Here is a 26,883-nt window from a genome sequence, read left to right as displayed (position 1 = left end):
ATAACACATGATTCGGTTCATGTCACTGTAATGTGAAAATATTGACACTTACTAGACATTTTCCCTGAAAATAACAAAGGAGGTACATGCATATGTCTCAGCCAAATATGCCCAATATTACGCCTAATATTACATTAGGTCGCGATGATGTCGTTAATTTGTTGTTGGCATCTATTGCGATGGAAGAAATGGGTTTAGCACATATCATTAACGCTGAAGGAGAAAAGATTCAATATGCCTTAGGAACACTGAATGGTACAACAGGTCCACCGGCAACGATACAGGAAATTTTAGACATTAACCGTAGTGCTGCTTCAATGTTGGATACGATCTTCAAAAAAGAAATTATCCTCGATTCTAAAATGAAAACGGCGACAAACTTTCCTGAGGAGGTCGTCGGTCCAACAGGTATCACGGGTCCGACCGGACCACCTGGAGGCGTTTTAAGTGTAAACGGTCTGACTGGAGATGTCGTTCTCACCGCAGAAGATGTAGGTGGTTTCCCGTTAACGATGTCTGTTTCTTCTGCCTCTGACTTAGACAGTTTTACAGATCCAGGTGTGTACAGCTCAAATGGTACCGATGGCCCACCACTTTCAGCACCGCCGACTGTGACATCTCCTATATGGACGCTTTACGTGTCTGTCGTATCGCCTGCTACGGTGAACCCATGGATACAGCAGTTGCTTTTCTCAAACCCAACGTTGTATATTCGTAGCTTTAATGGCGATACATCAACATGGAGTAATTGGCAGTCTTTAGAAGCGCCAATAGGCGTGACGGGACCAACCGGTTCAGCTGGTCCAACAGGACCGACAGGACCAACGGGACCAACAGGCGTGACGGGACCAACGGGCGCTACGGGCGCTACGGGTGCAACGGGCGCTACGGGTGCAACGGGACCAACAGGGGCAACGGGACCAACAGGCGCTACGGGCGTAACGGGCGCTACCGGACCAACGGGACCAACAGGACCAACGGGACCTACAGGATCAACGGGACCAACGGGTGTAACTGGACCAACGGGCGTGACGGGACCAACGGGTGTAACCGGACCAACGGGCGCTACGGGACCAACCGGTGTAACCGGACCAACGGGCGTAACGGGACCAACCGGACCAACGGGCGCTACAGGCGTAACGGGACCGACCGGACCGACCGGACCAACGGGACCGACCGGACCAACAGGGGCAACGGGTGCCACAGGCGCTACGGGCGTGACAGGTGTAACGGGCGTGACAGGCGTGACGGGTGCCACAGGTGCGACAGGCGCACCCGGACCAACTGGACCTCCGCCACCATTGGTTTTGCAAAATTATGCTTTTTTAGATGATGGAGTAGGAGTAGAACCGGTAACAGCTGGCGTTCCTATCACAATGGATGCAACGACCATAAGTAATGGAGACATTACAATTGCTGCGCCTTTCGATTCAATGACCCTTACGAATGCTGGAACTTATTGGGTATCGTTTGGTGGGCAGTTTAGTTTAGCCAATCAAAACTTGTCCTTAAATGTTGATGGTGTTCCATATGCGGTAACGATCCAAGGGGCTAGCACATCACAAGGAATGTTTTCAAAAGAGGTGATTTTGAATGTGCCTACAGGTCCAGTCGATTTGACAGTAGTACCAAGTAATGGTGGTACAATGCAGTATGCTTATTTAACAGCTGTAAAGTTAATAGAAGGGTGATCATTAAAAATATTTATGTGCAAGTGACACGAATGAATATGCGAAAGAGATTAAAATGAAAAGGAGAATGGTATATGTCTCAACCAAGTATGCCTAATTTCACACCGACCATTACACTGACCCGCAGTGACGTCATCAATTTATTGTTAGCCTCCATTGCGATGGAAGAAATGGGTCTGGCGCATATTATTAATGCTGAAGGAGAAAAAATTCAGTATGCTTTAGGCACTTTAAATGGATTAACGGGTCCGCCACTGTCTATTGAAGAAATTTTAGAGATTAATGGTGCTGTAGAAGACATGATGGACACGATATTCAAGAAAGAAATCATTTTAGAGTCTAAAATGAAAGATGCTGCACGTATTCCAAGTGTACTAGGTCCAACGGGTGCAACTGGACCAATTGGTCCAGAGGGAGAGGTGTTTAGTGTCAACGGGCAAGTCGGCGTTGTCGTTCTTGATGCAGAAGATGTGGATGCCTTTCCATTGACGATGCCCGTTTCATCTAGTTCTGACTTAGATAGTTTTACAGATCCAGGTGTATATAGTTCAAATGGGACCGATGGCCCACCGGTTTCAGCGCCACTAGGTACGCCACAAGTATGGACACTTTATGTATCTGTCATTACACCAGCAACGGTCAATCCATGGGTCCAACAATTACTCTTTTCTAATCCAACACTATATATTCGTAATTTTGATGGTGATACGTCGACGTGGAGTGCTTGGGAACAGATTAGTCCACAAGGAGCGACGGGGCCAACTGGTCCGACGGGACCACCGGGACCTACAGGACCTATCGGCTTGGCAGGTCTTCAAGGGTCAATAGGTCCAACCGGAACGACAGGTGTCACGGGTGTGACCGGCGTCACCGGTGCAACGGGTGCAACGGGCGCAACGGGCGCAACGGGTGTGACCGGCACAACAGGAGTCACTGGCGCAACAGGTATCACCGGACCAACGGGATCAACCGGACCAACAGGACCGACGGGACCAACAGGACCAACAGGATCGACGGGACCAACCGGCGTGACCGGTCCCACAGGCGCTACCGGTGCTACCGGCATGACGGGTACTACCGGCGTGACCGGCGTCACAGGGATCACCGGACCGACGGGACCAACCGGTATTGTTATGGGCACCACGGGCGTAACAGGACCAACGGGCGTCACGGGCGTCACGGGACCAACGGGTGCTACCGGTGCTACAGGTGCAACGGGCGTAACAGGGATCACCGGCGTCACAGGTGCCACAGGCCCAACAGGCCCAACAGGCCCAATAGGTCCAACAGCCCCATTCAATTTTGCTTATTTAGAACAAGGTGTAACCGCTGTAGGGGTCACAGCATCTCTTCCTATAACGTTAACTTCTAGACAATTATTTAGTGGGGATATTACCGTTTCTCCAACTACTGCGACTGTCACTCCAGGCACTTATTTAGTAGGGTTTGGCGCTCGCTATGCAAGTACCGGTATTATAGACTTGAGAGTGGATAACGTCCAATATGCCAGGGCAGAGCATTCTACTGGTGCAGTACAAGGTTGGATGTCTAAAACAGTGATTTTGGAAGTTAGTCCTCCTAATCCAGTTGATTTAACAATCGTTCCGCTTCAGACGACGTCTGCTCAGTTTGCTTATCTCACAGTCGTTAAATTAATATGATGAATGATACGATATGAAGATCATTTTTTGTCCTAAAGATCATCATCAACAAACTTCAATTATCAACTGCTTGCTACAAATTCATTCATTAAAAAGAAAAGGAGAATGATATATGTCACAACCAAACATGCCCAATTTCACGCCCAACATTACGTTAGACCGTGAAGATGTTGTGAATTTAATATTGGCCTCCATTGCGATGGAGGAAATGGGCTTGTCGCACATTATCAATGCTGAGGGAGAAAAAATTCAATATGTGCTAGGAACGTTAAATGGCGCTACAGGTCCTGCACCAACGGCCCAAGAAGTGCTTAGTGTAAATGAGAGTACACAAAATATGCTCGATACAATTTTTAAAAAGGAAATTATGCTTGCTTCAAAAATGAAATCGGCATCCAGTATTTCGACGATGCAAGGTCCACCAGGACCAACGGGACCAACCGGTCCGACAGGAGATGTGTTAAGTGTCAACGGGCAAGTTGGAAATGTCGTGCTTGATGCGGAAGATGTCGGTGCATTTCCATTAACGATGCCGGTCTCATCTGGTTCAAATTTGAATGCACCAATGTTTATGGAGCCGGGTGTATATAGTTCTAACGGTACTGATGGTCCCCCTATCGCAGGACCACCTGGGGTGACATCACCAATCTGGACGCTTTATGTATCGGTCGTTTCACCTGCAACAGTCAATCCTTGGGTGCAGCAAATATTTTTCTCTAATCCAACGATTTACATTCGTAGTTTCAATGGTGATACGTCTACGTGGAGTCCGTGGGAACAGTTCGCGGTTCAAGGTCCAACCGGCGTAATCGGTCCGACAGGGGTAACAGGTGTAGCCGGTGCAACTGGCGTCACGGGTACAACGGGTGCAACGGGTGCAACGGGTGCAACGGGTGCTACCGGCGCAACGGGACCAACGGGTGCCACTGGCGTAACAGGTGCGACCGGTGCAACGGGTGCCACAGGAGCCACAGGAGCCACAGGTGCAACGGGTGCTACCGGCGCAACGGGAATCACAGGACCGACGGGTGTCACAGGTGTAACGGGTGCCACAGGACCGACAGGACCAACAGGACCTACAGGTGCCACGGGTAGCACGGGATCCACGGGCGCCACGGGACCAACGGGACCTACCGGTGCCACAGGACCAACAGGACCTACAGGTGCCACGGGACCTACAGGACCAACAGGACCGACAAGTGTTGTTGCGGGTGTCACCGGCGCCACGGGCGTGACGGGTGCAACAGGTGCCACCGGTGCCACCGGCGCAACGGGTGCCACCGGTCCAACGGGTCCAACCGGTCCTACTGGTGTAACTGGGGGATTGATCGTTGCAAACAATGCTTTTCTAGATGCTGGAACCGGTCCTACCGGTGTGACAGCAGACGTACCTATTGTGATGGATGATAATGCTTTCTTCAATGGTACTGATATTTCCATTACTTCGACGCAAGCAATCCTTGAGCCTGGCGTTTACCTTGTTGGATTTGGAACGTTTAATGATTTTGCTGGCGATGCTCAAGTGCATTTAAATGTAAATGGCACCTTCTATGCCGCAGCAGGAGAAAATGCACCTGCCAGAACAAGTACGATGTCCAAAACAGTCGTTGTGATTGTCGATCCACCTGGTCCTGACACCTTGACAGTGACGGTAAATGAAACCTCAAACGTTGATGTCAGTTATTTAACGGTTCTAAAGTTGGCAGAATCGTAATATTAAGTTTTCCAACGGTAGATGAAAACAATTCTTATGTTCGAAAAAACACACTGGTCATTAGATTTCGACCAGTGTGTTTAGCTTTTAAAGAGGTGAGTATCATTCTTTTTAAGTCAAGCAAAAGACCTTCGTCATTCCGCCGGACGGTTCGGTCCTCCAAGTTTTTTGTCGCCCGTGTAACCATCTTTCTCCTCGTGTGTCTCTGTCTCTTTTGTTGTTTTTCCTTCAACTTCATTCATTCGTTTGCCCTCCTTTTCGAAAATGTGGGTACTTATTCCCGTTTTTTTCTCGATTTACAGACAGTATGAGGCAACACCCTCTATTTTATGTATGTCGGCTGTTGTGATTTCCTCTTTTAAAAAAGGAGATCTTTGCCATCATGCACTTTCTTTGTTGAACGCATTCTAGTTTTGTCGCGCGCATAGGAGTTACAATGCCACGGCACGAACGTGTATAACAGCGACAATATGTCACCGCGCAAAGATCATTTCACGAGGAGGAGAATGGGGATGACGTTATTAAAAACAAAGGATATTTCAGATCGACTTGACGTGAATCCTACGACGGTACAACGGTGGACGAAATTTTTCGGAATTGAGCACAAAACAAATGAACATGGACATTATGTGTATAAGGAACAACAAATCGCAACGTTTGCATACATCCAAAAACAGTTACAGGAAGGGAAGAAAATGAAGGACATTGCATTTAATGGTCAAACGAAACGACGTACTGCTGTGCGCATTCCTTCGGTCCCGAAAGAACAGTACGAAGCGAAATTGGAAAAGGTACTCGTGCAAGTAAATGACCTAGAAGAAAAATTGTCAACAAAAGCAGATGATATCGTGAGCTACCAATTGTTAAAACATCGGAGTGAGCTGGATGAAATGGTGAGCTTGATTGAGCAATTAGAGAAGCGGCTTGAAGCGATGGATGAAAAAATGAGCCAGCATTTGGCAGCCGCCGTCAATGAGCAACCACGAGAGACAACGTTTCCAAATAAAGTACGACGAGGACCGTGGCGAGCAATCATGAAGCTGTTTAGTTTCGCATGACATCGGTTTACGCAGAAAAATCCACCGTGTTACAATAAAGGTGGAGGTGTCGTACTTGAAAGGACAAACATTGAAGGAAGTCACAACAACATTGTTAACATTGACAAAAGAAGCAGAAAGTTATTATATAGAAGTCGTCAAACAAGACCCAAATTACGAGGTGGATTTTTGGGGACGGGTGAAGCCGTTTGCGGATCAAGTACAGCCACTTGCACAAAGATGGCTGCCACTTGCAAGCGCCTTATTGCTTCAAGCAAAGCCGCGTGACTTGCACATTCAACAACTGGAGCAAACGGTTGAAAACCTCGATGTTGTTGCCATTAAGTCATTTTATCCATCATCAGGTATGAAGCGACAGCGCGAAACATTTAAAGCCGTTCGTTATGTATTGGAAGAAATATTGACTATGCTTGCAGATGAAGCACGGCAGCATGTGTAGGCGCGGCTGACAAAATAATGATTCGTTTAACGCCCGACATTCGGGCGTTTTTTTCTTGTTCCTGTTGGTTGGAAGAAGAAATCGATTCGTGCTATACTCTTAAAAAGCATTTCATGTATCGTATGTGCGTGTACTTTCTATGAAAATATAGATACAGCAATGAAGTAGGAGTGGAGCCAATGTCAATTTTGCATAATGATTGGGCAAATATGTTGCATGATGAATTTCAAAAGCCATATTACGTACAGTTGCGCGCGTTTTTGAAAGAGGAGTACAAAACACAAACGGTTTATCCGACGATGCATGACATTTTCAACGCCTTACATTACACGTCGTATGAAGAAACAAAGGTTGTTATTTTAGGACAAGACCCGTATCACGGACCGAATCAAGCGCATGGCTTAAGTTTTTCAGTAAAACCAGGCGTACGGCTGCCGCCATCGTTACAAAATATTTTTAAAGAACTACGTGATGACCTCGGTTACGAAATCCCAAACCATGGTCACTTAACGACATGGGCAAACCAAGGGGTATTGCTGTTAAATACAGGGCTCACTGTACGTAAAGGGCAGGCAGCATCGCATCGTGGTAAAGGGTGGGAGCATTTTACGGATCGCATTATCTCGTGTTTGAATGAGCGAAAGAAGCCAGTCATTTTTGTTTTATGGGGACGCCATGCACAAGAGAAGCAGGCGTTGATTACAAGCAAACAACATCACATCATTACCGCACCACATCCAAGTCCATTTTCTGCGAATCGCGGTTTTTTTGGAAGCAGACCTTTCTCAAAAATGAACGATATACTCGCGCGATTGGGCGAAGCGCCGATTGAATGGCAAGTGCCAAATCTTTAAAGGGAAGTGACAACATGATGGAATCGATACAAGCACGCACAAAACTAGCAAATGGTGTAGAGATGCCTTTTTTCGGGCTAGGTGTATACCAAGCAGATGAAGGAAAAGAAGTTGTTGATGCAGTGAAAGTGGCTTTAAAAGCAGGTTACCGGAGTATCGACACAGCGAGCTTTTATAAAAATGAAGAAGGGGTCGGACAAGCCATTCGTGAAAGTAATGTGCCGCGAGAAGAACTGTTTGTCACAACAAAAGTATGGAATGACGAACAAGGATACGATGAAACACTTGCAGCTTTTGAACGTAGTCGCAAACGGCTTGGGCTGGATGTCATTGATTTATATTTAATTCATTGGCCGATGAAAGGGAAATACTTAGACACGTGGCGTGCATTAGAAACACTTTATAAAGAAGAGAAGGTGCGGGCGATTGGTGTGAGTAATTTCAATGTCCACCATTTAGAAGCCGTGATGGAAATCTCCAATATCAATCCAATGGTTGACCAAGTGGAGTTCCACCCGTTTTTGACGCAAGCGCCATTACGTGAATTTTGCCGGCAACATGAAATTCAAGTGGAGGCATGGCGCCCACTCACGAAAGGCGTCATTTTTACCCATCCGGTCGTCCAATCACTCGCACAGTCATACGGAAAAACACCGGCACAAATTGTGTTGCGTTGGAATTTACAACACCGCGTTGTGACGATTCCAAAGTCAGTGCGAGCAGAACGGATTCGAGAAAACGCCGATATTTTTGACTTCCAGCTATGTGAAGAAGATATGGGAAAACTGGATGCATTAAATGAAAATCGTCGCCTTGGGCAAGACCCAGATTCTTTTAGTCGGTAGCCGTCGTTGCTACTGGCTTTTTTTGGTGTGAGAGAGGAGAGGGTTTTTGTAGGGGAAAGATTCATACATACGACACAATATACCAAAATTCGGATTCATTCTTGTTCGAATCGCAGAAAATGTCGTGAGAAAAGTTGTTTATCCAGCAGGAATGCCGGTTAATCACGTCGAAAAAGTGTTTGGACATATATTCATTTGGAAAGGTGGCGGGCGTATTGCAAACATACCGAGAACGATGGCGAGAAAACTTTGCGCAATACCGTAATGGAATGGTTCCGGAGCAAATGAGCACGGATACAAAAAACTATTTGCGGAAAATAGGATTATGGGAAAAAGAAAGTGCGTGGACAAATCAAGCGATGCGCGACTTGGCATTGTCACGAGACGAACATGGGCAGACCGTATTGGCGTTTGAACAAGTCACATTCGCTGTGAGAACATTTGCCTCTAATCGATTAATATTATTGATGAATGAATATGTGCTTGCCTTGCAAACGACGGAGCATATTCGAGATGCATTTGAATATGCTGTGCAATATAGGCAAATTGACTTATTAGAAGAACTCACCAAATGGGGAGAAGAACGCGACTCATTAAAAGAATGGGGACTTGTCTATCAATTGTTGCTTGATGTGCTTAAGGAGCGTATCACGCACGAAGAGACGATTGATCAAGCACGAGATTTGGTTGGGTCTGTGACGGACCCACTGTTAAAGGTAAGGCTGGAGTTGTTGGAGGTGTTTTCTTACTTAAAGTTAGGTTACTATATGAAGGCAGCCTACCTCGATGAGAAAGTGTCAAAGAAGTTAGCGCAAGTGAAAGAAAGTTTTGCAAAAAGAGTCGTGGAAAGTTGGGTAGAATTTCAAATTGCTTATCATTTGTTGTACAACCGAGGAAAATCGGAAGAGGCGGAAAGGCATGTTGTACAGTCGGTTATAAATGGCGCGACACCTGAAACAATGCTCGCTTATTGTTATCATTTGCTTGCGTATGCGGCGTTCACAATGCCAGCAAGTCGCAAGCATCTCTCTATAGAACCCAGTATCCATCATATACAACAGTCTCTCTATTACGCGGAAAGAACTGGTTTACAAGGCTACAGAGATTGTTTGCAAACAAGGGATCTGCCTTTTCTTTTGAATGCAAACGGGAAAATTTTTGAGTTAGAGAAGAATATAGATCCAGAGGAGCAAGTGCATCAATATGTTATACGTGGAGAGAGAGAAAAAGCTTTATTTTTAGCAAAAGAATTAGAGCAATCTGGGCAAAATAGTGCTCTTTTAACATTTTACCAAGCAAAAGCAGCGCGAGACCTTGATCACTTATGCGGTATGCTATTAGAAACCTCGCAGGAAGATCATGTATTTTTGTTGCCTATGGTAAAACGAGAGATGCTACATATACATAGGATAAAGGATGACGAACTGAAACGTGTACAAATGCAATTCCGTACTTTTAAATGGAAGGTGACACTTTCTCCTAGAGAAATAGAAGTATTAGAATTAATTTATGAAGGAAATACGCAATTAGAAATTGCTAATGAGTTATATTTATCAACTAGCACAGTAAAAAAACATGTCAATAGTGTTTTAAAGAAAACAGGATTGCAAAGTAGTAAAGAAGCAGCGTCTGTGGCGAAGAAGTTATTACTGTTCTAGTTGAAGAGGGTATCTGTCTCAAGCAATGAGATACCCTCTTTTCTGAATAAAATAGACAGATGAATAAAATCTACCTCACTCCTCCTCAGCAGCCAACCCCACAATTTTCCGCGCTTGTTCCAACAATGTCTCATAATCATGTGCCTTCTTGATTTCCGCTAGTTCAGCTTCATCAATGGGTGCGTCTATATCAAACAGCGTCTGCAAAATCTCATATTGCGTCTGTCCGCTTTTTCCTGTCTCGTCTTCAATTTTTCCTTTCCATTCAGGATCAATCTTGTCTAACAACAGCCCAAGGGCAGCACCTGTTTCATAACGCATACTCCGTCCTAAAAAGTGGGCTGACTCTGCTTCACCATCTGAAATAAAGCGAAAGGCATCGCTAAATTGAATGTGATAAGGATCTTCCGTAGTTGCGAGCACAGTCAATGTGTCACCAATTAACTCGCTGTAGCGGTATTCGATGTAGCGCGCGGTACCTTCGATTGCCTCTGCTTTTGTTTCTGCGACGAGTTGCGGCCATTTTTCGTAACGAGATGTACGGACAATCGTCCATTGTCGTAAAGCATCACGCACATCTTCTTGGCGTGTGGCGGTCATCGCGTTGTCTAATAGTTTAAATTCAATGCCCATTAAAGCGTAGTTTTCCTCATCTACAGGATCGTCCAACATGTGGTCACCTTCTGCATCGTAAGTCCACGTTTTTTGCTTATACGTATGGAACGCTTCATGCAACAAAAAGTAATGGAACTGAAAGTACAGTGGTGGATTAGTAAACATTTCTGGATGATACTTAAAATAAAATACGTCCGCATCTGCGACATGTCTCGTTCCAAAGTTCCAAGGAACCCACGGCACAAGACCAAGGTGAAGTTGGTTAATGCGATACACATTTGGGAGGTTGAGGTGTTTGGGTGTATCAATTTTTTGTGCGAATAGGCTGTTTGCAATTTCGGGGACATTGATAGCATAAGCATGTGTTGGGAAAAATCCTTTATCTTTATTGCTGCGAACGAGAATGAGTGGTTCGTTGTCAAAGCGATAATTGGCTGTCCAAAGTTGGTCACTTTCTGTTTGGAAACGTTTGTGTATACGTGACAGTTCTGTGAGCATTTCTTTGTCAGTATCATCAAGTTTGTCAAAGCTTGTGCGCCACATTTTGTTTAACACGATTGTAGATGATAGGATAACAATAATACTGATAAAAATGATGACGAAGCCACGTCTAAAAAGCTTTCTTGTCATTGTTGTCCTGCTCCTTCTATACCAAGTTACGATCAATTATAAGCAAAAAGAGGGAAGAAAATACGTTTGCCTACGTGAATATAAAAAACTGCCCTACTTCGGACAGTTTCATATGTATAAACCGTAATTTATCCTCGATCGGTCACAATCAAATACGCCATGACAGCAAGGGTAGCGACTGATAACACATTCAGCACGATGCGAATAAAGCCATCTGACTCCGCTGCTGGTTCAGTTGTTTCAGCTCCAGCTGCAAGAACAGACGGGTCAGACCCGAGTACGAAGAAAAGAAGTACAATTGCAGCCGCAAAGAGGCTTTTCTTTAACAAATGAATGCCCTCCTTCCAAAGTGATTATAGTACCTTTATTACCGCTTCCTTTATTATAAAGAATGTCACACTTGCTTTCAACTTATAATGTGAAAAGGTTTTCGAAAGTGCCTGCATATGGTAAAATGAAGCCATACTCCTTGCGTACGAGCCTTGTCGTAACTGGTACGCGTATGGAAAGGACGCTATCAAGTGGCTATTAATTTACAACATATTGTGCATGCAAATGAAATGATGAAAGATGTCATCTATCAAACACCGTTGCAAAAAGATCCGGTGCTGTCTGAAAGATATGATTGCACCGTGTATTTAAAGCGCGAAGACCAACAAATTGTCCGGTCCTTCAAGCTGAGGGGCGCGTATTATCAAATTTCTTCTCTCACTGCAGAGGAGTTACAAAGTGGTGTTGTTTGTGCAAGTGCTGGAAACCATGCACAAGGCGTCGCTTATTCGTGTTGCGCTTTAAAAACAAAAGGTGTCATTTTTATGCCCGTCACTACACCGAAACAAAAGGTGGCGCAAGTAAAGTTTTTTGGGCGCGATTATGTGGATGTGCATTTAGTAGGAGACACCTTTGATGATGCGTATGCATTGGCAAAAGATTATTGCATACAACATGAAATGACATTTATTCATCCGTTCGACCAAGAAAAAGTCATTGCTGGGCAAGGCACTGTTGCGTTGGAAGTAATGGACGCAATTGATGTGGCGCCAGACTTCTTGTTTGCCTCGATCGGTGGTGGTGGACTCATTAGTGGCATTGCGACCTACATGAAGCAAGTGAGTCCAGAAACGAAAATCATTGGCTGTGAGCCAAGTGGGGCTGCGTCGATGCAAGCCGCTTTAATGCAAGGGCATGTTGTTGCGTTGGAAGAGATTGATAAGTTTGTGGACGGGGCTGCTGTTAAAAAAGTAGGCAAAAAAACGTTTGCGATTTGCGAAAAGCTCGTTGACGACATTGTCAGTGTACCAGAGGGGAAGATTTGTACAACGATTTTACGGCTTTATAATGAAAATGCGCTCGTTGCGGAACCTGCTGGGGCAATGCCGATTGCGGCGCTCGACTTTTATGCGGAACAAATGAAAGGAAAAGTCGTTGTGTGTATTGTCAGTGGAGGAAATAATGATATTGAACGTATGGAAGAGATTCGCGAACGCTCACTCATTTATGAAGGCCTACAACACTACTTTATCGTTCAATTACCAGAAAGAGCGGGGGCGTTGACGCAATTTGCAAAGGAAGTACTTGGACCAGAAGATAATATTACCCGATTAGTCTATCAAAAACAAAACAATAAACCGACTGGCTCCGTTTTGATCGGAATTGAGTTAAAGTCGTCTAATGACTATGATGGACTCATTTCACGAATGAATGCACACGGTTTTGATTATAGTAAAGTGAATCAACATGCGCATTTGTTTTCTATTAGATGATGCGAAGGGGTTAAATCATGGAGTTACATTTTTTAGGGACTGGAGCAGGGGTCCCTTCGAAACAACGGAATGTGAGTGCGCTTGCGCTTCGTTTTTTAGAAGATGAGGGGGATGTGTGGTTGTTTGATTGTGGAGAAGCGACACAACACCAATTGCTTTACTCACCATTGTCCTTATCAAAGATCACAAAAATATTGATGAGTCACGTGCATGGAGACCACCTATTTGGGTTGCCTGGTCTTTTGAGTACACGCTCATTCCAAGGTGCGGCTTCACCATTAACCATTTATGCACCTCCGGGTGTGGAGGAGTTTGTGCGTGTCTCTCTAAAGGTAACGAAAACAACGCTTCGCTACCCACTTGAGTTTGTGACGTTAAGGGCCGGCTCCTTGTTTGAAACACCGCATCACGAGGTAGAAGTGCTCCCTCTCGCCCATACGGTTCAGAGCTATGCCTTTAAAGTGACGGAAAAAGAAAAGCCGGGTCGTTTGGATATCGCACGTCTACAAGCAGAGGGTGTGCCTGCAGGACCGTTATATGCACAATTAAAACGCGGAGAAACGGTACAATTGACGGATGGGAGAGTCCTTTCGGGGCAAGCATTTGTCGGTGAGCCAATACGTGGGCGCGTCATTGTCATTGCTGGTGACACGAAACCAATACCGGAGATGGTTGATTTTGCATCTGGGGCGGATTTGCTTGTTCATGAAGCGACCTTTGCGTCTGATTGCGAAGCAGACGCGCATCAATTTGGTCATTCGACCGTTGCGGATGCGTGTCGTCTTGCCAAACATGCGCATGTAAAACAGTTGATTTTAACCCATATTTCATCGCGCTATGTGCGTGAACCGAGTGTCTTCCTTGATGAGGTGGAGGCGCATCTCCCAACAGCACTCGTTGCGCGCGATTTGTTCGTTTATTCACTTGCAAAGCGGGGAGGCAGTGTAGGTGATTGAGTTAGGGTTGGCGAAAGGAGCGCCTGTTGTGCTGCCACAAAGCGGCGGGTGGTTGTATGTCTCTTCGCCTTTTTGTCTCGCTTGTACGCACGTAGCAGAAATGCTTTCTGTCATTGAAGAAAGGAAAGTGCTTGCGCCATTTTATCGAATCAATATTCAAACAGCCTCTCACGTAGCGCAAACGTTACAAATTGAACAAGTGCCTGCATTGCTTTATTATAAAGAGGGTGTTTGTTACGGGAAATGGTATACGTTTCACTCGATTTTACAATTATTAACTGAAATGAAGGAGATGGAAGATCATGTCAACGGCATATGAAGCATACATGCGGCAAGTAACCGCACCGATGAGAAAAGAGCTGACAGAGGCAGGGTTTATGGAATTGACAACAGCAGAGGCAGTGGAAGATTACATGGCGACAGTGGAAGGAACGACACTTGTCCTCGTTAACTCCGTATGTGGTTGTGCGGCTGGATTGGCGCGGCCAGCAGCAGTATATTCTCTCCAGCACGACCATAAGCCGGATCATTGCGTGACGGTATTCGCTGGACAAGATAAAGAAGCAACCGCAAAGATGCGTACCTTTTTCGACGCATATCCGCCATCCTCACCATCGATGGTGTTGTTAAAGGGGACAGAGGTCGTCCACTTTATTCCACGTGAAGATATTGAAGGGGCAGCGCCCGAGACACTTGTACGCCGATTAGCACAAGCATACAATGATCACTGCAACGAGAAATAAAAGAAAAGCCTTAGCCTCATAAATTTGAGACTAAGGCTTTTAAACTATTCTGATGGGACAGCATAGTAAATTATGGTGCTCATTTTTTCTATGTTTGGGTAGTCACTTTGTTTATAAATCTCAACAACGTGTTCGCGGTTGTACGGCGTACGATGTATGGCGGCACTGTACCGACCATCAACATACGTCAGCGTGATGTAAGAAGCCAGAGGATGTCCGTCTAGCGGCATGCCGACGCTACCAACATTCATAACGGTTTTTCCATACAGCGTGCGGATAAAAGGTCGTCCAGTATGACCATAAATATACGTATCTGCTTCATCGCGTTGCATGATGGCTTCTTCCATTTTCGCCGTATCGTCAGCGAGTACGGTCATGTGTAGATCTGTTGGTGTTGCGTGAAAGGCGTGAATGATTTGCTCAAACCCTTCGTCAATGATACATTCGGTCGGACGTGCATTTAAATACGCCAAATCTTCTTCCGACAACCGAGCTAACGTCCATTGCCGTTCTTCGTTAAGTGCTGCTAATTTCAAATGAGACAAGTTTTGGTCAGTGATGCCGTTTACAAGCCAATCATCCATGCCCCCTTTTAACACGTGGGCATTTGATGCTTGTAACAATTTCAAAACCCGCTTTGGTTCTGGACCACGAAGGCACAAATTTCCGAGAACATAAATTCGGTCAATCTTTTGTATGTGCAAGTCATTTAACACCGCTTCTAAAGCAGTTGCGTTGCCGTTAATATCAGATAAAAAAGCGAATTTCATCATGATCCGTCCCCTCCTTTTTTTAATCGTAACAGAATTCTCTTAAAAAGGGAATCATTATGGCTCATCCTAGCCAGGAGTGGCGCAATTATGTTAAACTTTGAACGAGAGATGAGATGTTTTACGGAAGGGGTTATGTCATGATGTTTATTCGTTCTATAGAGCCAACACCAAGTCCGAACACAATGAAATGCATATTAAGTGAGGTGCTAAAAGGAGCACGTGCAACCTATCAGGAAAACAACAAAGAAACAGCACCGGAAATCATCCGGCAATTATTTACGATTGAAGGTATTAAAGCCGTATATCATGTAGACGATTTTTTAGCGATTGATCGCTTCCCGAAAGTGGATTGGAAAGAAATCTTACCACAAGTGCGCGCGTTGTTTGGGGAAGAGACGGATCAAGCGCGTGCGCATAACGGAGAAGAAGAAGGGTTTGGCGAAGTACAAGTACATGTGCAAACATTTAAAGGCATTCCCATGCAATTAAAAATCACCGATGGGGAAGAAGAGAAACGGGCAGCGTTGCCACCTCGTTTTGCGGAAGCGATTGCGGCAGCGACAAGTGATGCGGATAATGTCGTATTTGAACGGAAATGGGTTGAACAAGCGCCGCGGTATGGAGAGCTGGCAGACGTTGTCAATGATGTTGTAGATGAAATGACTGCGGCATATCCGCCGTCTCGACTGGACAGCCTTGTGCAACTTGCAAAAGGAGAAAAAGCCGCTGCGGAAGCATTCGCAGCACGGTTCAAAGATGTGACTGTGGAGATGTTGCAAGTCGATGATTGGCGTGAACGGTTTGCGACGCTCGAGCAAATGGATCCAAAGGAAAAAGATTTGCCTGTGTTAGAAGTGGCATTACAGGATGAAAAAGCATCCATTCGCCGTTTAGCCGCGATGTATTTAGGCATGATTGAAACGGAATCTGTTTTACCGTTGCTCGAGAAAGCCTTGAAAGATCCTTCAGTAACCGTACGTCGGACAGCGGGGGACTGTATGTCTGATATTGGTTCGACGGAAGCGATACCAGCCATGATCGACTCGCTAAAAGATGAAAGCAAAATTGTCCGCTGGCGGGCGGCCATGTTTTTGTATGAAGTCGGCGATGAAACTGCTATTTCTGCATTAGAAGCAGCAGCAGACGATCCGGAATTTGAAGTGGCGTTACAAGTAAAAATGGCGCTTGCGCGTATTAAAGACGGCGAAGAAGCAAAAGGGTCCGTTTGGAAGCAAATGACAGAAGCACGCAAAAAATAGCGTAGAGAGGGGGCACGGATATGACAAATGACATTCAAGATATTATTGAAAAACTAAGGGATGTGAACGCAGAGGAACTACTTGATCTGATTGAAGATGCGAAAACGGGAAAAGTGGAAGAAGTAGAGATTGTCCCTTCCATTGGTTTACTTGTTAATTTAAATGATAATAAACGTTTACTTGCTTGGCTAGAAGCACAAGGCGTGCAACTGATATATGTGACAGATGAAGACGACAGAGAGGAGCGAAAAGATGAGAGCTGAACCGTCATTGCGCTTGCCAAAGAAAGTGATTCGCGTATGGCGCCTGCAAAATTTATTAAATACGTTGTTTTGGTTACTCATACCCGTCGTGTATGAGCTTGTACGAAGATTCATCTTTACAAACTTTTATGAGTGGATCACGTGGGTGTTGTTGGCACTCGTTGTGTTAGATTTGATTATCAATGTCATCATTTGGCCGCCAATTCGTTGGCGCAGGTTTCGCTACGAAGTGTATGATGATGAAATTGACATTCGCGAAGGTGTGCTCGTTGTCACTCGGACACTTGTGCCAATGGTGCGAGTGCAGCATGTCGATACAGTACAAGGCCCAATCTTACGCAAACATGATATGTCTGTCGTTTCAATTACGTCTGCAGCGGAGACACATGAGATTCCCGGTTTGGATGTCGCAGATGCAGATCAGGTGCGGGATCAAATTGCAAAATTGGCAGCGGTGACAGAAGATGACTGAGTTAAAACGTCAACACGGGGCGATGGTTCTCATCCAAACCTTTAGTAACGGTGGCGGGATTGGTTGGATTCTTGGTGGTGGGGCATTTGCTACACTCCGCTTCGGATTCATTTGGGCAGTAATAGGGATTGCTGCCATTTATCTGCTTAGCTTACTTACTGCGTGGTTAGATTGGCTGAAATTTCGCTACCGCTTTTCTGAGGGAGAGTTATATGTCGAGCAAGGTGTGTTTGTGAAGAAAAAGCGTTACATCCAACAAAGCCGTGTGCATGCGATCAACGTTACAGCAGGTCTTTTCCACCGGATTTTCCGACTTGTAAAAGTCAACATTGAAACAGCTGGAGGCGCTGGTGAAACAGAAGTTGATATTGTTGCTGTGACAAAGAAAGAGGCAGAAAATATTCGCCACGCATTATTATATCAGCAGGCACGTCCTACGCAGGAGGAAGCGTTAGAGGGCGAGGAAGCAGGAAAAGAAGAAACGACCCCTGCAGAGCCTGCAAAAGAGTCAGCGGCGACATGGAACTTAGGTATGAGACGTTTATTGTACGCTGCACTCACTTCAAGTAGTGTCGGCATTATTTTATCAGCGTTGTTCGGTGGGATTTGGCAATTGGAAAATTATCTCCCCGAACATTGGTACGATCGAACAATGGGGTTTGTATTAGGATTGAATCCGACGTGGATTGCGGTGGCTGTTTTCATCGTTATCCTGATCTCATGGTTGGCATCTATCGCTTTAACGATAATGAAATACGGTCATTTCCAAATCAATGTGTACGAGAAAGAGATCGTCGTTGGACGTGGTTTGATTGAACGCAAACAATTAACCTTAAAGCCACAGCGAATTACAGCTGTGCGTATCGTTCGTGGTCTTTTGCGACAGCCATTGGGTTTCGCCTCGATCTACGTAGAGTCAGCCGGTGGCGGCAGCAAGGAAGAGGAAGGTTCAACGTTACTTGTACCGCTCATTCACGAGCGTGATTTACCGACTTTTTTCGCTCAAGTACTACCTGACTATGCGTTTTTCCGACCAATGGAAGTTGCCCCAAGACGGGCGTTGATTCGCTTCTTATTGCGGAATATACTTATCCCGCTTATTTTAACAGGGGTGGCTGTATATTTCCTTGGTGTGTGGGGGTTACTTGGACTTGTGATCATCATGCTTGCCGCGCTTCTCGGATACTTTCAATACAGAGATGCAGGGGCAGGGTGTAATGACCGCTTTCTGTGGGTTCAGTCACGAACATTGTCGCAAACGTTCGTCATCTCACCAAAAAGAAAAATACAAGCAGTGGAAATGCACGTGTCCTGGTTACAACGTTTTCGAAGGCTTTCTTCCGTCTCATTTTCCGTTCAGTCTAGTATGACAGGGAAAAACTTTTCTGTTGAAGATATTGGGGGAGAAACTGGGGCGCGTTTGTATCAATGGTTTTCTCACGAGAAAAAGAAAAGCCCTTATAGAACTGACTGACGTTGGTTCTGTAAGGGTCTTTTCTGTAATGAACATTATGATGGCGGGTTTTTAAAAATGGCAATTGTCCGTTTGCCTTTGTCAGTCGTAAATTCAAAACGGTCATAAATGGCTTGACGTGAATTTCCTGGTGACAATATACGTTTAAAATGATGTTGTACGAGGACAAATAGTTGGTTTGATTGGTATGTCAAAAAGCTTACACCTTCAAGTAGACGACCTTCTTTATGATAAATGATTTGTTCTAATAAAGAATTATAGCAGTGGATTAAATCGTGATGGGTTAAAGAGAATTTTTGAAGATGATGTTCAAATCCTTGTAGTGCGACAGGATCTAATTCTTTTTGAAAGATTGTATACGGATCGAATTGTTGTTGGTCAATAAGAATGGTGGCGCCGTTGTTTGGTTGATAACGCTGACCGTTTGCTTGTAAGAAAACGCCCTCACCGATATAGCGACCTTCTTTCATCGTGTCTTCCTCATCCAGCCAAGTGTACTCAAAGGAGGAGGGAGACAATTCGAGTAAATCCCCATCTTTGTCACATAAATAAAATCGTTCGCCACTGATTTTAAATGTATATTCAATGTAGAGCGGACCTGTAAGCAAAGGGGGGGAGCGTTTTTCTTTCGTCGTCTTCCTTTTTTGTGTCGTTAAAGTTTTAATGTACACCTCCAATGTTTCCAGTTCGCGAAAGTTCACATGATCTGATGCCGCAAGGTCAATGTAACGCCTTTTTAAAGCTGTCAAAATAGAATCAATAAAAGGCTCGACTGGCTGCTGTTTTGTTCGGTAACGCAAGTGCCTGCTTGAAACAGTGATCACGTTCCCTTCACTCACTGGCAATTTGTGTAACGCAATGCTTTCTTCATGAAAAATAAACAATGGGAGAGCAAGGACGGAGAAAATACGGACTTCCCCTTGCCAAGGTTTCTTTGGTTCAGCTTGCACTTGGAGTAACTCTCCAAGGTAAACACCGTTCTTTCCTAAATCGACGACGAGCAATTGCCCTAGGGCGCGTTTTGCTTCATAGCGATCCATATGATCTTCATCCTTCCGTGCGACTTGCTTACACATGTTCTTTCATGTGTACAATCATTCTCTCTTTTTTCGAGGATGAGGCTGCCCATTAAGACGTTCTTTTTCATCAGAAGCGCCATAACGGAGTTCTTGCAAACGCATGACATGTTCCATGCGCTCGACTTTCATTTGCTCTAAACGATCATGTAACCCAATGAGAGAGAGCTCCATTTTTGACAGCGAAACAAAGACATTGTCGCGTTGTTCTAACTGGTTACGTTTAGATAAAGCTAAGTAAGCACCCATCAAGTTTGGTAAATCATCACGAAGTAACCGCCTGACTGTATGCTTATCTTCGTAGCCAAACAAATGAAAGTCTTTCTCTAGTTTATTGGCGTGAGTCAAAATACGTGTCAAACGATTATCTAACATTGGGTCAATGGTAAAGCTATCCATCGCTTGGAGATAACGTTTTGCTTCCTCAATCAACATTTTAATATCGTGTGCAGGCTGTTTTTTCAATTGTTGCTCGTGTCCTTGTAAACGCTCGAGGGAGACCGTATCAATTTTTTTCCCAACATACGCAAGATCAACCCGGTGAATCGCAAAAAAGATACCTTTTATGGCGGGAACATTTTGTAACGCACGAACATGACGTCGTCCATCTTTTAAATAATGAATCGTTGCTTCTTTCACTTTGCCGTAATCTTTTTCGGACTTGATGTACTTTCTAAAGCAAAGAATGCGCAATCGTTTATGGATAGGCGAGCGCGAATGTTTTGTATCGGAAACAAGGAGGCGAATGTGATTGTACGTCACTTTGACACGAATATCCCAGTCTTTTTGACGTCGTCGAATATGACGCCGCTCGTTTTTTCCAGTTGCATTTTCTGCCATCCGTTGAAGCAAGCGCTCGACATCATTAAACATCCGAATGGTTGTGTCATCGGAAATAATATGATCCTCAACAGGCCGCTTATACGCTGGGGTAAAGAAATCAATGAAGGCATTTGTAGAAAATAGACCCATTTTTTTACGCGCCCCCTAGCGATCAAGCAGTTTTTGTTGCATCTCACGGTTTAATGTATCCATTTCCTCAATAAATTGCTTTCCGCTCGAGACAATACGTTCATTTGATTGTTCTGTTAGTTCAATGGCTTTAAACACGTTATCGTAGGCGCGTTTAAATGCATCCAGGGCAATTGCTGGTTCCTCTAGTGTCTTTAATGTTTGCTCCGTATTTTCTTTTAACATTTCCGCATTGGAAAGCAACATCGATTCTGTTGCCTCGTTGACACTTTGGACAGCATGAATAACTTTTTTCTGATTGTTTAATGCTAACTGGATCGAGGCTGTGACGGTAATAATATTTTTGGTCATGGTGATGGCATTAAAGATGGCTTCCTCAAGTTTCTCGTTATTTTCGGAGATGAGGTCCACAGAGGCAAGCGACTGTTGCAACACCATGACGGCTTGCTGCATGTTTTTCATACGGGTCACAACTTTGACCTGACCTTTTTTCAGTTCATTCGTATTATCAACCCAACGTTCTGATGTCATTTCTTGCTCTAACATCGTGTGTAATTCTTTGCCAAGGTCAATTTGTTTGTTCAAGTTGCCAATCCGTTCATGTGCGACAACTTTAAGTTGTTTCAACATCAAATTATCTTCTTGCAACTTGTCGCGCCCGGAGAGCAATCCTTCAATAATCTGATCGACTTGCGCCTCCACCGTTTGGTACTGCTGCATATATTTCGCAACGGGGTTCTTTCGTAACATTTTATTAAAGAATCTCTTGACGTGTGAATCCTTTAAATAACCAGGTTCCAGTTGACTAACAACTTCTTTTAATTCATGCAATTGGTTTGGCAATGTGTTCGCTTTGTCGCTCATCATTTCTTTGACAGGGCGCTTTAATGCTTCAAGAGATTCTCCTGCTTGTTTTTGTTCTTGTTCTCCAAGAGACTCCAATTTCTCAAGTAACGTATGAATGTTGCCTTCGTTTTTATATGGTGCAAGCAATGCATCATTTGTTTGATTTTGTGTTTCACTCATCATTGTAACCCCCATTGTCTCTTCTTCTTGAACCGTTTCATGGATACATGCGCTATCACGATTTATACGTATGAAAGCGGAAAAATGTTTCATTTTAATGTAACTGCGGACAGTCTTATAAGTTAACTTTATTTCATTTTTGTACAGGGCATTCTTGGAGATCTTCAAATATCATAAAAAAGATTCTTGGTTCTATTATGACGGAAATGTCTGTTCACCGCAACGAATCTGCTATAAATGTCGGCATTTTGCTTGACCAATGTTTCATTTCTCGATAAAATTGACGTTCAAAACTTTTTATGTGTGTTTATATGCATGATGTTTGAAATAGGCAGTGATTTAAGTAATAAAAGAAAATAGCTGCTGGAGTGGAGAGGAAGGATGTGGAGAAGATGATCAATAAAGAGACACGTGGTTTATACGAATCTTCATTTGAACATGATAATTGTGGGATTGGCTTGCTTACTCAGTTGCGTGGAGAAAAGTCTCATCAAATGATTACAGATGCATTAAAGATGTTGTGTCGTTTAGAACATCGAGGTGGCCAAGGTGCAGAGACGAATAGTGGTGATGGTGCTGGCATCCTTGTGCAACTACCAGACTGTTTTTTCCGACAAGTGGTACCGTTTGCACTTCCTACCGCTCAGTCATATGCTGTTGGTATGGTGTTTTTGGCTCAAAATATGGCGGTTCGAGCGAAGCAAGTATCTTTGATTGAAGACGTGCTGCAAACGATGTCTTTGACGCTGCTCGGCTGGCGTGATGTTCCAATTGATCCTAAAATGCTTGGCAATGCAGCACGTATAGCGATGCCGTTTATTTGCCAATTATTTGTCAAAAAATACGATGGATGGGATCAGGATGTATTTGAGCGGAAGTTGTTTGTCGCGCGGAAACAAATCGAACAAAAGTTTCGTACAGCAGAAGGCGAAGTAAGAGAAGGGTATTTTGCGAGTTTTTCAAGCAAGACGATTGTGTACAAAGGCATGCTGACGACGGAACAAGTGGGATCGTTTTACGTTGATTTATGTCATCCGCAATTTAAGTCAGCACTTGCACTTGTTCATTCACGCTTTAGCACAAATACATTCCCAAGTTGGAAGCGCGCACACCCAAATCGTTGTTCGATACACAACGGGGAAATTAACACGATCCAAGGGAATGTCAATTGGATGCGCGCACGAGAGGCGACTTTTCGCCATTCTGTGTTTACAGAGGAGATAGATAAAGTGTTGCCCATCATTGATGAAAGTGGCAGTGATTCGGCCATATTTGATCAAACATTAGAATTTCTAATGTTGTCAGGACGATCGTTGTTTCATGCGGCAATGATGATGGTGCCAGAGCCGTGGGAAAGTGATCTGTCAATGAGTCCGCAGAAACGGGCGTTTTATGCGTACCACCGGACATTGATGGAGCCGTGGGATGGACCGTCGGCACTTGTTTATACAGATGGCACAAAAATTGGCGCGATGCTTGACAGAAATGGATTGCGTCCAGCTCGATATTACCGCACGAGCGACGACTATTTTGTGCTTAGTTCTGAGGCTGGGGTGTTACCTTATGCGCCTGAAGAAGTTGTAGAAAAAGGACGACTAAAGCCGGGGCAATTGCTTGCGATTGACCTTGAGCGTGGCTGTTTACTCGGAGACGATGAGGTAAAAGCGTCTATCATTTGGGAGGAAGCGTATACAGATTGGGTCGATCAACATATCTTGTCTTTGGACGAGGTCAAAGAAGGAGAGGAAATATCAGCAACGAATCCGTCCGAGATGACGCGGACGCAGCGTGCCTTTGGCTACACGTACGAAGAACTAACAAAAATGATTTTTCCACTCATAGAAGACGGAAGCGATCCGGTTGGTTCAATGGGGTACGATTCTCCTTTAGCTGTGCTATCTACGCAGCCGCAGTTACTTTACAACTATTTTAAGCAATCGTTTGCACAGGTGACAAATCCACCGATTGATGCGATTCGGGAAAAAGTGGTGACATCTGTAGAAACAACGATTGGATCACGTGGACATTTGCTGGCGCGATCACTTCACAAGCATCATACGATTCATTTGAACACACCGATTTTAACAAATGAAGACTTGGCAAAAGTGAAATCCCTCAACGATCCGGGGTTAAAGGCAGCGGTGCTGGAGGCATTATATGATGTCTCAGACGAGGGGACTGGTTTAGAGACAGCCATTGAACAACTTTGTGCACAATCTGAGGCAGCAATCAAATCTGGAGCAACATTACTTATTTTAAGTGACCGTAATGGGTCGAAAACACGTGCAGCAATTCCTGCCTTGCTCGCTGTCGGCGCCTTACATCAACATTTGATTTTGCAAGGGTTGCGAATGAACGTGAGCCTCATCGTTGAAACAGGGGACGCGCGTGAAGTGCATCATCATGCGACATTGATTGGCTATGGTGCAGAAGCCATTTGTCCTTATGTTGTGTTTGACATTGTGAAAGAAGCAGTGGCTACAAGTATGATCCAAGTGGCGGATGAGGAAGAAGCTTGTCGCCGTTATGTTGCAGGTGTTACAAGTGGCTTAATGAAAGTCTTATCGAAAATGGGTGTTTCTACGATCCAAAGCTATCGTGGTGCGCAAATTTTTGAAGCAATCGGTCTTCATTCAACAGTCATTAATCGTTACTTCACAGGCACACCCTCACGAATTGGTGGGATTGACCTCTCTCGTATTGCTAAAGACGTGCGTGTGCGTCATGAACAAGCGTGGTTAAGTAAAAAAGTCGGCTTATGCACGTTGGCATCAGGAGATGACTGGCAGTGGCGTCAAGATGGTGAGACACACCAATATAGCCCAGAAACCATTCATTTGTTGCAACGCGCTTGCCGTTCAAATGATGATGCATTATTTAAACGTTATGCTGCTTTGGTCAATGGAGAAGATGGTGATCCGACCTCGCTAAAGGCATTGTTAAAATTTCGTCCGCAGCAACGGGTTTCTATTGAAGAGGTCGAACCGGCTAGTGACATTGTCAAACGTTTTCGTACGGGGGCGATGTCATATGGCTCGATTTCAAAAGAAGCGCACGAAACGTTGGCGATTGCGATGAACCGGCTTGGTGGAAAAAGCAATACGGGTGAAGGCGGTGAAGAAAGCGTCCGTTTTTTCCAAGATGATAACGGCAATAGCCGTCGGAGTGCGATTAAACAAGTGGCATCAGGGCGTTTCGGTGTAACGAGCCATTATTTAGTAAATGCCGATGAAATTCAAATTAAAGTTGCCCAAGGTGCGAAACCGGGAGAAGGTGGACAGTTACCAGGGGATAAAGTGTATCCGTGGGTCGCAGAAGTGCGAGGATCCACACCTGGAGTCGGGCTCATTTCTCCCCCGCCACACCATGACATTTATTCAATTGAGGACTTGGCACAGCTCATTTTTGATTTAAAAAACGCCAACCCATCCGCAAAAATTAGCGTGAAGCTCGTGTCTGGAACAGGCGTTGGCACCATTGCTGCTGGTGTAGTGAAAGCCGGTGCAGAGGGCATCGTTATTAGCGGATACGATGGTGGCACAGGTGCAGCAGCGCGGACAAGCATTAAGCATACCGGGTTACCATGGGAGATTGGGTTAGCTGACACGCAGCAAACACTCATTTTAAATGGTTTGCGTGACCGCGTGACATTAGAAACAGATGGGAAGTTAATGACAGGGCGTGATGTCATCATTGCCGCATTGCTCGGGGCAGAAGAATATGCGTTCTCAACCGCGCCGCTCGTCGTTCTCGGTTGTGTGATGATGCGTGTCTGTCATTTAGACACATGCCCGATTGGCATCGCTACCCAAAATGAAGACTTACGAAAGTTGTATACAGGACAAGCTGACCATGTCGTAAACTTCATGACATTTGTAGCAGAGGAGATGCGTGAATGGATGGCGTCACTCGGTGTGCGCACGGTCGATGAGTTAATTGGTCGTGTAGACTTATTAGAGCAAGCACCAAATGAGCGTGGTATTGATCTATCACGGTTGCTATGGCAACCTTCATCTGCAGGTGTACACCGCTGTATGAGAACATTACCAGCGCCACTAACCGTTTCGCCACTGGCACAATTGTTACGACGGGCAGCAGAACCTGCATTACAAAAGCAAGAGCGGATCACGCACGCTATGCCCGTATCGAACACGGACCGGGCAATTGGCACGGTCGTTGGAAGTGAAATAAGCAAACGATACGGTGTACAGGGATTACCGGCTGATACAGTGACGTTCTCTTTTCATGGCTCGGCTGGACAAAGCTTTGGGGCGTTTATCCCGGAAGGAATGACGTTATATTTGCAGGGGGATGCGAACGACTATGTTGGAAAAGGATTATCTGGTGGGAAGATCGTGCTTTATCCACCCAAACATTCAACTTTCTGTCATCAACCTCATGTCATTGCTGGCAACACCACTTTTTATGGTGCAACGAGTGGAGAAGCATATATTGCCGGACAAGTAGGCGAACGTTTTTGTGTCCGCAATGCCGGTGCGCATGTCGTTGTTGAAGGCATGGGTGATCATGGACTAGAGTATATGACGGGTGGCCAAGTGATTAACATTGGCACGGTCGGCCGCAATTTTGCAGCCGGAATGTCAGGAGGCGTGGCATATATGTATGATCCAGATAGACATTTGCCAGCGCGATGCAATCATGAAATGGTTTTGCTAGAAGGACTCTCTGCTTCAGACGTTAACCATGTGCACACTTGTTTAATGGAACACGTTAATATGACAGGCAGTCCACATGCGCAAGCGCTGTTAAACGACTGGCAAAAAACATCCACTCATTTTATGAAAGTCGTTTCAAAGGATGAGAAACAGATGTTGGCACGCATAGATGAATACGAAAAACAAGGCTATCCATCTGAAGAAGCACGCTTGCTTGCATTTGAAAATAAAAAGCAAGGACGTGTGCCCAATCACTAAAGAGATA

The 26,883-nt window shown here is 44.9% G+C and carries 23 protein-coding genes; 17 read left to right on the top strand and 6 right to left on the bottom strand.

Translation table 11 applies throughout. The features are described from left to right. Window positions 1–92 precede the first annotated feature (92 nt). The 8 genes from NSQ26_RS05455 to NSQ26_RS05420 all read left to right on the top strand — a co-directional run bounded on the left by NSQ26_RS05455 (window position 93) and on the right by NSQ26_RS05420 (window position 9,920). Window positions 93–1,691, top strand: coding sequence for a collagen-like protein (locus tag NSQ26_RS05455; RefSeq protein WP_499719588.1), 1,599 nt, complete (start codon window positions 93–95; stop codon window positions 1,689–1,691). Between the two features lie 74 nt (window positions 1,692–1,765). After that, window positions 1,766–3,352: a pyocin knob domain-containing protein gene (locus NSQ26_RS05450; protein ID WP_499719587.1), complete on the top strand. Its 1,587-nt coding sequence runs from the start codon at window positions 1,766–1,768 to the stop codon at window positions 3,350–3,352. Between the two features lie 112 nt (window positions 3,353–3,464). Then, window positions 3,465–5,066, top strand: a complete 1,602-nt coding sequence (locus tag NSQ26_RS05445; RefSeq protein WP_499719585.1) for a pyocin knob domain-containing protein — start codon at window positions 3,465–3,467, stop codon at window positions 5,064–5,066. Window positions 5,067–5,578: 512 nt separating this feature from the next. Then, window positions 5,579–6,124 carry a chromosome-anchoring protein RacA gene (gene racA / locus NSQ26_RS05440; RefSeq protein WP_499719583.1) on the top strand — a complete coding sequence of 182 codons (546 nt, stop codon included), beginning with the start codon at window positions 5,579–5,581 and terminating at the stop codon, window positions 6,122–6,124. Between the two features lie 55 nt (window positions 6,125–6,179). Beyond that, window positions 6,180–6,563, top strand: a complete 384-nt coding sequence (locus tag NSQ26_RS05435) for a YppE family protein (RefSeq protein WP_499719582.1) — start codon at window positions 6,180–6,182, stop codon at window positions 6,561–6,563. Window positions 6,564–6,742: 179 nt separating this feature from the next. Beyond that, window positions 6,743–7,417: a uracil-DNA glycosylase gene (locus NSQ26_RS05430; RefSeq protein ID WP_499719580.1), complete on the top strand. Its 675-nt coding sequence runs from the start codon at window positions 6,743–6,745 to the stop codon at window positions 7,415–7,417. Window positions 7,418–7,431: 14 nt separating this feature from the next. Beyond that, complete coding sequence (locus NSQ26_RS05425; protein WP_176763788.1) at window positions 7,432–8,262, top strand: aldo/keto reductase; 831 nt, start codon at window positions 7,432–7,434, stop codon at window positions 8,260–8,262. Between the two features lie 215 nt (window positions 8,263–8,477). Further along, on the top strand, window positions 8,478–9,920 hold the full coding sequence (locus tag NSQ26_RS05420) for an AimR family lysis-lysogeny pheromone receptor (protein WP_499719579.1): 1,443 nt from the start codon (window positions 8,478–8,480) through the stop codon (window positions 9,918–9,920). A 75-nt stretch (window positions 9,921–9,995) separates the two neighbouring features. Here the strand turns inward: NSQ26_RS05420 and NSQ26_RS05415 are convergent, their stop codons facing one another. Both NSQ26_RS05415 and NSQ26_RS05410 read right to left on the bottom strand, forming a co-directional pair. Next, window positions 9,996–11,165 (bottom strand): hypothetical protein, encoded by a 1,170-nt coding sequence (locus NSQ26_RS05415; protein WP_499719578.1) that lies wholly within the window; start codon window positions 11,163–11,165, stop codon window positions 9,996–9,998. 128 nt (window positions 11,166–11,293) lie between these two features. Next, complete coding sequence (locus tag NSQ26_RS05410; RefSeq protein ID WP_499719576.1) at window positions 11,294–11,494, bottom strand: hypothetical protein; 201 nt, start codon at window positions 11,492–11,494, stop codon at window positions 11,294–11,296. A 192-nt stretch (window positions 11,495–11,686) separates the two neighbouring features. Here NSQ26_RS05410 and ilvA point away from each other — a divergent pair, with 192 nt between their 5' ends. Genes ilvA through NSQ26_RS05390 form a run of 4 tightly spaced genes read left to right on the top strand, consistent with a single transcriptional unit; the run spans window position 11,687 to window position 14,627 of the window. Then, the gene (ilvA, locus tag NSQ26_RS05405; RefSeq protein ID WP_499719575.1) at window positions 11,687–12,928 is read left to right on the top strand and encodes a threonine ammonia-lyase IlvA; all 1,242 of its coding nucleotides are present in this window, start codon (window positions 11,687–11,689) and stop codon (window positions 12,926–12,928) included. A gap of 17 nt (window positions 12,929–12,945) precedes the next feature. Next, window positions 12,946–13,884, top strand: coding sequence for a ribonuclease Z (gene rnz / locus NSQ26_RS05400; protein WP_499719573.1), 939 nt, complete (start codon window positions 12,946–12,948; stop codon window positions 13,882–13,884). After that, window positions 13,877–14,203: a thioredoxin family protein gene (locus NSQ26_RS05395; protein ID WP_499719571.1), complete on the top strand. Its 327-nt coding sequence runs from the start codon at window positions 13,877–13,879 to the stop codon at window positions 14,201–14,203. Before rnz ends, NSQ26_RS05395 begins: the two co-directional genes overlap by 8 nt. Further along, window positions 14,187–14,627, top strand: a complete 441-nt coding sequence (locus tag NSQ26_RS05390) for a BrxA/BrxB family bacilliredoxin (protein ID WP_499719570.1) — start codon at window positions 14,187–14,189, stop codon at window positions 14,625–14,627. The genes NSQ26_RS05395 and NSQ26_RS05390 overlap by 17 nt, the downstream gene beginning before the upstream one ends. Before the next feature lie 44 nt (window positions 14,628–14,671). Here the strand turns inward: NSQ26_RS05390 and NSQ26_RS05385 are convergent, their stop codons facing one another. Next, the gene (locus NSQ26_RS05385) at window positions 14,672–15,400 is read right to left on the bottom strand and encodes a metallophosphoesterase family protein (protein ID WP_499719569.1); all 729 of its coding nucleotides are present in this window, start codon (window positions 15,398–15,400) and stop codon (window positions 14,672–14,674) included. A 140-nt stretch (window positions 15,401–15,540) separates the two neighbouring features. On the opposite strand from NSQ26_RS05385, the gene NSQ26_RS05380 reads away from it, so the two are divergent. From NSQ26_RS05380 to NSQ26_RS05365, 4 genes are read left to right on the top strand one after another with little or no spacing between them, the layout of a single operon-like run. Further along, window positions 15,541–16,659 carry a conserved virulence factor C family protein gene (locus NSQ26_RS05380; RefSeq protein WP_499719988.1) on the top strand — a complete coding sequence of 373 codons (1,119 nt, stop codon included), beginning with the start codon at window positions 15,541–15,543 and terminating at the stop codon, window positions 16,657–16,659. A 20-nt stretch (window positions 16,660–16,679) separates the two neighbouring features. Continuing rightward, on the top strand, window positions 16,680–16,922 hold the full coding sequence (locus NSQ26_RS05375; protein WP_499719567.1) for a hypothetical protein: 243 nt from the start codon (window positions 16,680–16,682) through the stop codon (window positions 16,920–16,922). Beyond that, window positions 16,912–17,394, top strand: coding sequence for a PH domain-containing protein (locus tag NSQ26_RS05370; RefSeq protein WP_499719566.1), 483 nt, complete (start codon window positions 16,912–16,914; stop codon window positions 17,392–17,394). Before NSQ26_RS05375 ends, NSQ26_RS05370 begins: the two co-directional genes overlap by 11 nt. Beyond that, window positions 17,387–18,868, top strand: a complete 1,482-nt coding sequence (locus tag NSQ26_RS05365; protein WP_499719564.1) for a PH domain-containing protein — start codon at window positions 17,387–17,389, stop codon at window positions 18,866–18,868. Before NSQ26_RS05370 ends, NSQ26_RS05365 begins: the two co-directional genes overlap by 8 nt. Window positions 18,869–18,903: 35 nt before the next feature. On the opposite strand, the gene NSQ26_RS05360 is transcribed toward NSQ26_RS05365, so the two are convergent. The 3 genes from NSQ26_RS05360 to NSQ26_RS05350 are packed head-to-tail and all read right to left on the bottom strand — an operon-like array spanning window position 18,904 to window position 21,942. Next, window positions 18,904–19,908: a DUF2777 family protein gene (locus NSQ26_RS05360; protein WP_499719563.1), complete on the bottom strand. Its 1,005-nt coding sequence runs from the start codon at window positions 19,906–19,908 to the stop codon at window positions 18,904–18,906. A gap of 54 nt (window positions 19,909–19,962) precedes the next feature. Next, window positions 19,963–20,916, bottom strand: coding sequence for a hypothetical protein (locus tag NSQ26_RS05355; protein ID WP_499719561.1), 954 nt, complete (start codon window positions 20,914–20,916; stop codon window positions 19,963–19,965). 15 nt (window positions 20,917–20,931) lie between these two features. Continuing rightward, on the bottom strand, window positions 20,932–21,942 hold the full coding sequence (locus NSQ26_RS05350) for a toxic anion resistance protein (RefSeq protein WP_499719560.1): 1,011 nt from the start codon (window positions 21,940–21,942) through the stop codon (window positions 20,932–20,934). 392 nt (window positions 21,943–22,334) lie between these two features. Here NSQ26_RS05350 and gltB point away from each other — a divergent pair, with 392 nt between their 5' ends. Beyond that, window positions 22,335–26,876 carry a glutamate synthase large subunit gene (gene gltB / locus NSQ26_RS05345; protein ID WP_499719558.1) on the top strand — a complete coding sequence of 1,514 codons (4,542 nt, stop codon included), beginning with the start codon at window positions 22,335–22,337 and terminating at the stop codon, window positions 26,874–26,876. Window positions 26,877–26,883: the final 7 nt, after the last annotated feature.

The sequence above is a fragment of the Bacillus sp. FSL W7-1360 genome, assembly GCF_038592975.1.
GTDB classification, from domain to species: domain Bacteria; phylum Bacillota; class Bacilli; order Bacillales; family Bacillaceae_D; genus Shouchella; species Shouchella lonarensis.
Note: the sequence above shows the minus strand (reverse complement) of the source record. Positions and strands in the feature narration are given on the sequence as shown.